Source organism: Chitinophaga sp. S165, assembly GCF_003182155.1.
Taxonomy (GTDB): domain Bacteria; phylum Bacteroidota; class Bacteroidia; order Chitinophagales; family Chitinophagaceae; genus Chitinophaga.
In genome coordinates this window covers 237,516-244,261 of the sequence record NZ_QGTG01000010.1, presented here as the reverse complement: position 1 = coordinate 244,261, position 6,746 = coordinate 237,516, and the positions used below count along the sequence as shown (strand labels likewise).

Below are 6,746 nucleotides of genomic sequence, written 5' to 3'. Positions count from 1 at the left end.
TTAGATACCGCTTAGATATCGCTCATCCTACGTTAATCTTACGTTCATGAACGTAAGATTAACGTAGGATGAGCGATATCTAAGCGGTATCTAAGCGAAGCTTAATCAGCAAAAAAGCACTGTCTGAACGTTATTAAATTCCCCTGGTACGGCCACCTCTGTCACCACGGGTAGTGCTGGTCCTGCCGCCGGTTGAGCTGTTACCCCTGGGAGCCGGTTGATAAGTGCCCTGTGGTCTTCCACCGCTTTGGGAGCTGCCGCCTCTTGGAGTTGGCTGATAACTGCCGGAAGGTCTTCCGCCGGTTTGGGAGCTGCCACCTCTTGGGGTAGGTTGATAATTTCCGGAAGGTCTGCCACCACTTTGAGGCCGTCCGCCGTTATTGTTGTCATAGTATCCGGGACGTCCGCCTGGGCGGCTGTTATTCCGGCCGTAATTATCCCGGTAACCGTTGCGGTAACCGTTATAATTGTTTCTGCCGCCGTAATAGCCATTTCTGTTGTATCCGTTGTACCTGCCGCCGTTGTATCCGGAGTAACGGCCACGATCTGCCCTGGAGGAACGATAGTTCGTCATTACCACGCGATTGCGGCTGTAAACCATGCCGGAATAGGTCCTTACGGGATAATACATCCTTCTGGCAGGGGGGATCCTTCTGATCGGGGCATAGGCATATCCATATCTGTAATGGTGGCACACCGGACGATAGGCATATACCGGCATAGGGCGCCAGGGTCTCCACCATACAGGCGGGTTGATCCATGACCAGGGAGATGTCCATACCACATAGGCAGGTGCATACACCCGGCGTACACAAGGCCAGTACCACACGTTTACGATGACGCCGGCGGGCGCTATCCGGGACACGCCTGTCTCTGCTGCGGGCCCCTGCGGACGGGCAGGCGTATAATCAAATGAATTGTCTTCGGCGGAATAGAGGCTGTCTGCCTGTTCTACCGGTTCGGCGAGGGTCGTTTCCCCATAAATGTCTTCATCGCCCGCTATTTGGATAACTGCCGTGCCTTCGCCGGTCTTTTCCAGCTCAATAACAGCAATGTCCTGGCTCTCCTGGTTAGAGATGAGCGCCTGGATGATAAAGACCTGTACCTGGTTCTGTTTTTTATTGATCACCCGCAGGTAGTCGATATTGCCGTCTCCGTTCAGGTCAAGGTTGTTGACCTTATTTTCTTCTGTATTCAGTAATTTTTCAAATTCTTCAGGGGTATTGGCCTGTTTAAAGAGGGTGAGAGCGCCCTGCAAACTGAAATTATCTCCGGGTAGTCCGGTGGAGTCCTGGTCGGGAGGAGACCATTTGGCTTCATCCCATTCATCAGGTTGTTCCTGTAATTGTTGCCGGGCGGTCTGGTCCTGCGCGCCGGCATTTAATACCGGTAGCAGGGATATGAACAGTGCAGGTAAGGAATGGCTGATCTTCATGACAATAATGTTTGGTATAGCGAGATGAATGTACAAATAGTTTATTAATATTATATGTTGGGTCTGAATTAAACGGAAGGTGGGTTAAAAACTGTAAAAGGGCCTGTAATATATTGTTGTGAAACAGCATATTACAAGCCCCTTACTATAATGAGGAGTTTCCGTTTATGATAATTTTTTTCGGTGGACGGCTTAATTGCGGTTGCCTGTTCTGCCACGGGTACTTCCGGTCCGGTTACCACTGGTACGTCCGCCAGAACGGTTGCCGCTTACCCTTGTGCCCCTGTCTCCTCTGGAAGGTCTGTCTACCCTGGTAGGTCTGTCTGCCCTGGTTGAACCTCTGACAGCCCCGTTTCTGTCATTTCTTGAAGGAGTGTAGGACTGCGCCTGTCTGCCGCTATTATTGGACCTGTTGGGGGTAACACGTTCCACCCTTCTGGTAGTGCGATAGTTGTTCACAACCACCCGGTTGCGGTTAATAACAGTGACGGAGGTTGTTCTTACCGGCCGGTAAATGACGCGGGCCGGAGGAATTCTGCGTACAGGTACTACCACATATCTGTGTGCGTAGGAGTACCGGATAGGGCGGTATACGTGCCAGGGCATCGGGCGCCATGGATGATACCATACGGGACGGCTTACCCATGTCCAGGGAGACACCCATACGGTGTAAGCAGGTGCATATACGTAGCGGACACAGGGCCATAGCCATACGTTCACGATCACACCTTCCGGTGAGGATGCAGATGGACCATGGCTGGCGCCGGTATAGTTAAAGGCATTTTCCGATTCTTCTTCAGGTTCCGCAATGACGGACTCGCCATAGATATCGGCATCGCCGATGATCTGGATGATGGCATTGTTATCCCCGGTTTTCTCCAGTTCGATAACGGCGACGTCCTGGCTTTCTGTAGAAGAGATGAGCGCCTGCAGGATAAATACCTGTACGTCGTTCTCTTTTTTGTTGATGACCCGGATGTAGTCGGTGTTACCATCGTCATTGAGGTCGAGATTGTTAATTTTGCTGTCTTCAGCGTTGAGGAGCTTTTCAAATTCTTCGGGGGATGCTGATCTTTTGAAGAGGTCGAGGGCGCCCGGCAGGCTGAAATTATCGCCTGGCAGACCGGTAGAATCCTGTTCCTGTTGTTCCTGGGCGGAAGCCGTAAAGGTTATCGCCAGGCATAAGATGCATGCTGTGAGGTGGTAGCGAATGTTCATATACTGGATTTACGTGAAATACTCCCTGTTCCCGCTGATAATCCGGAGGGGCCAGGCCCGGTTATCTTTTCTCTGACTACTGTGAGTATACATAAGTAGACTACCTGAAACGGGCAGGGTTTAATAAGGAGGAGCAGGAGGAGGGAGGATAAGACAGATTATCTGTTATTTCTATGTGGAAAATGTTCATTTTTAATTTATTAAAATAGTCAGCCGACCACTGCTCATACAGATAATGAAATTACCACTTTGTTGTATATATGTAATATTTTGACGTCAATCCCTAATGTTTTTGGGTTTTAATTGAAATTTTTTCCTAATTTGGTGCCGTCATTCCGGTTAGCTGATGATGAAACCGGCTTAATGATACGCCTTAAACCACAACGAATATACTGTTAGACCACCGTTATTATCACCTATTGTTAGTTACAACCCACTAACTACATGTTTAAACCGCAACTAGCATACTGTTAGAGTTACGAAACCTTCGTATTAGAGTGTTCGTAATTTGATTGACATATTATTAGACACTAGCTTGTTTGCGGGGGACTTATCATATACCGTCATAAAAACTCCACTGCAAATTATTAGTGTTCAATATATAAATTTGGATCTGAAAACGTTTTCAGAACAATAATCTTATACTTTCGCATAAAGTAGAAAGATTATACAACAGCTTAAGATATATCAGAATGAGCAAATTGTTACGTGCAAAGGAAGCCTCACTGGCCAGAGTTTACACTACCAAAGAAAAGGGGATCTACCCTTATTTTAGACCGATCTCTTCTTCTCAGGACACTGAAGTTGACATAGACGGTAAAAAAGTGTTAATGTTCGGATCAAATTCCTACCTGGGACTAACAAACCATCCCAAGGTAAAGGAGGCCGCAAAACGTGCTATTGACAAATATGGTACGGGATGTGCAGGATCAAGGTTCCTGAATGGTACGCTTGACCTCCACCTGGAACTGGAACGGCGCCTGGCGGAATACGTAGGCAAAGAAGCCGCTCTTGTATTTAGCACAGGGTTCCTGGCAAACCAGGGAGCATTATCCTGCCTGACAGGTCGTAATGACTACCTCATTCTCGATGAGCTGGACCACGCCTCAATCATTGACGGCAGCCGTCTGTCCTTTTCAAAGGTTATCAAGTATCGCCACAACAACATGGAAGACCTGGAAGCTAAATTATCAGCACTTCCGCAGTCATCCGTACGTCTCATCGTTGTGGACGGTGTGTTCAGCATGGAAGGCGATATCGCCCGCCTGCCTGAAATAGTAGCACTGGCTGACACCTATGGCGCAAATATCATGGTGGATGACGCTCATGGATTAGGCGTAGTAGGGCCTGTTGGCGCCGGTACAGCCGCTCACTTTGGTCTCACTGACAAGGTGGACGTTATCATGGGTACTTTCAGTAAATCCTTCGCTTCCCTGGGTGGGTTCATCGCAGGCGAACGTGATGTGATCGAATACATGAAACACGCCGCCCGCTCCCTGATCTTCAGCGCCAGCATGACGCCTGCATCAGCAGCCAGCGTACTTGCTACCCTGGATATCATCCAGTCTGAACCAGAGCACATCCAGCGCCTGTGGGACAATACCAACTATGCAAGAAACTTACTGAAGGAAGCAGGTTTTGATACCGGACACGTATCAGAAACGCCTGTTATCCCGATCTATATCAGGAACGAGGAAAGCGTATTCCGCATTACCCGTATGCTGCAGGATGAAGGTATATTCGTGAACCCTGTGGTGCCTCCGGCAGTACAACCAGATGCTACCCTGATCAGATTCTCCCTGATGTCAACGCACACGTTTGCTCAGATCGAAACTGCGGTAGATAAGTTAACGGAGACATTTACACGTGCGGGAATACCTTTAAAGCAAAAAATATAAATGGAAACATTGCAGACATCTCAGCAAACGGTACATGCTTCACAACAAACCAACGGTTTACCTAAGGTGACCATTCAGGCGGTTACCAGTAAGAAACAGTTGGCGCAGTTCATCGATTTCCCGCACGATCTGTACAGGAACGATGTGAACTATGTACCTGAGTTGTTTATTGCTCAACGTGACCTCCTGACTCCGGGAAAACATCCTTTCCACGAACATTCAGCACTGCAGACGTTCCTGGCCTTTCGCGGTAATGAAATAGTGGGAAGGATCGCTGCCATCGACAATAAGAACGCTAACGTTTTCAATAAGACGAATGATGGGTTCTTTGGTTTCTTCGATTGCATCAATGATAAAGAAGTAAGCCAGGCATTGTTCAATGCAGCCAGGCAATGGCTGAAGGAACGTAAGCTGGGTACGATGATAGGCCCCGTTAACTTCTCTACCAACGAAGCCTGCGGGTTACTGGTAGAAGGTTTTGACGGTCCGCCGGTAGTGATGATGACCTATAACTATCCCTACTACGTTAAACTGATTGAAGAAGCGGGTTTTGCAACAAAGATCACCATGTATGCCTGGAAGATCATTCCACAATATATGAACGACCGGCCTTTCCGGGTGATGGAAGTGTTGCAGGAGAGAATAATGACCAGACGAAATATCACTTTCCGCAAGGTCAATATGAAGAATTTCGAACAGGAGGTGAAAGGCATCCATGCGATCTATAACAGCGCCTGGGACAAGAACCTGGGTTTTGTGCCGATGACAGAAGCGGAATTCATGTACCTGGCGAAAGATCTGAAAATGATCCTTGACCCCGATTTTGGTATTGTAGCAGAAGAGAACGGGAAGTTGGTAGGTTTTGCACTGGCCATCCCGGATATCAACCAGGTCCTGATCAAGATCAAAAGGGGAAGGTTATTCCCGACCGGTATAGTGAAATTATTATTGGGTAAGAAGAAAGTAAATGGATTGAGGATATTGGCATTGGGAGTATTGGAATCTCACCGTAAACTGGGAATTGACGCCTGTTTCTACGGTGAGTTAATGAAAGTGGGCAGGGCGAAAGGCGTTGCCTATGGCGAAGGGTCCTGGATCCTGGAAACGAACGAAATGATGAACGCCGCTATGCGGGGTATCAATGCAGATCGTTACAGGACCTACAGGATATACGAAAAAGAGATATGAAACCCCGGATACTGATAACAGGTGCCAGCGGTTTTGTAGGATATCATCTGGTGGAGGCAGCCTTAAATGCAGGAATGGAGGTGTACGCCGCTGTTCGGGCATCGAGTAATGTCTTCCACCTGAAACATTTGCCGGTAAATTTTGTTTATCCTGATTTTAGCCGTAAGGATGACCTGAAGGATATGATTGAAAAGCACAGATTCGATTATATCATTCATGGCGCAGGAATTACGAAAGCGAAATCATTGGACGAATATAACAGGATCAATGCAGGGTATACCCTTAACCTGGCAGTAGCAGCCGGAGAGTCGGGGGTACCGATCAAAAAGTTTTTATTTATCAGCAGTCTGGCCGCCGTAGGCCCCATCGCGTATGATGCCAGCTGGCCTGTACCGGACGTGGTCAAACCCCAACCGGTGACCAGTTACGGAAAAAGTAAATTACTGGCTGAAGAATACCTGGGAGTTATTTCAGATGTCCCCTGGGTAATATTAAGGCCCACCGCAGTGTATGGGCCAAGAGAACGGGACCTTTTCGTGTTGTTCAAGACGTTTAGACGGGGTTTGGAACCTTATATGGGCAAAGGCGCCCAGTGGCTGAGTTTTGTCTACGTCAAGGATCTCGCACAGGCGGCTATTCTGGCGCTTACAGCGCCGGTTTCGGGAACTGCCTATAACATTTCGGACGGTAACGGGTATGACCGTTATGCATTGGCCGGTGTTATAAAACAATATCTGAAGCTACGTACTTTCCGTGTTCACCTACCTCTGCCTGTTATTAGGATCGTTGCCGCTATTTCAGAAATGGTGAGTCGTGGTGCTCCGTTGCTGAATAAGGACAAATTAAACGAGTTGACAGCGGAGAACTGGAATTGCAACATAGAAAAGATCCGCCGGGACCTGGGTTACCGCCCTTTGTATGACCTTGAAAAAGGTATGCGGGAAACACTGGACTGGTACACCACCAACAAATGGTTTTGATTAAAACAGTTAAATAAAAGTCTCACA

5 protein-coding genes are annotated in these 6,746 nt (G+C 48.0%); 3 read left to right on the top strand and 2 right to left on the bottom strand.

Annotated features, from left to right (window positions below):
- Positions 1–133: 133 nt before the first annotated feature.
- Both C7475_RS28760 and C7475_RS28755 read right to left on the bottom strand, forming a co-directional pair.
- Positions 134–1,435, bottom strand: coding sequence for a hypothetical protein (locus C7475_RS28760; protein ID WP_110056880.1), 1,302 nt, complete (start codon positions 1,433–1,435; stop codon positions 134–136).
- A 192-nt stretch (positions 1,436–1,627) separates the two neighbouring features.
- Complete coding sequence (locus C7475_RS28755) at positions 1,628–2,653, bottom strand: hypothetical protein (protein ID WP_110056879.1); 1,026 nt, start codon at positions 2,651–2,653, stop codon at positions 1,628–1,630.
- 692 nt (positions 2,654–3,345) lie between these two features.
- On the opposite strand from C7475_RS28755, the gene C7475_RS28750 reads away from it, so the two are divergent.
- From C7475_RS28750 to C7475_RS28740, 3 genes are read left to right on the top strand one after another with little or no spacing between them, the layout of a single operon-like run.
- Positions 3,346–4,551 carry an aminotransferase class I/II-fold pyridoxal phosphate-dependent enzyme gene (locus tag C7475_RS28750; RefSeq protein WP_110056878.1) on the top strand — a complete coding sequence of 402 codons (1,206 nt, stop codon included), beginning with the start codon at positions 3,346–3,348 and terminating at the stop codon, positions 4,549–4,551.
- Complete coding sequence (locus C7475_RS28745; RefSeq protein WP_110056877.1) at positions 4,552–5,739, top strand: hypothetical protein; 1,188 nt, start codon at positions 4,552–4,554, stop codon at positions 5,737–5,739.
- Entirely contained in the window at positions 5,736–6,719 is a 984-nt protein-coding gene (locus C7475_RS28740) for an NAD(P)-dependent oxidoreductase (protein WP_110056876.1), read from the top strand. The genes C7475_RS28745 and C7475_RS28740 overlap by 4 nt, the downstream gene beginning before the upstream one ends.
- The last annotated feature ends 27 nt before the right edge of the window (positions 6,720–6,746 follow it).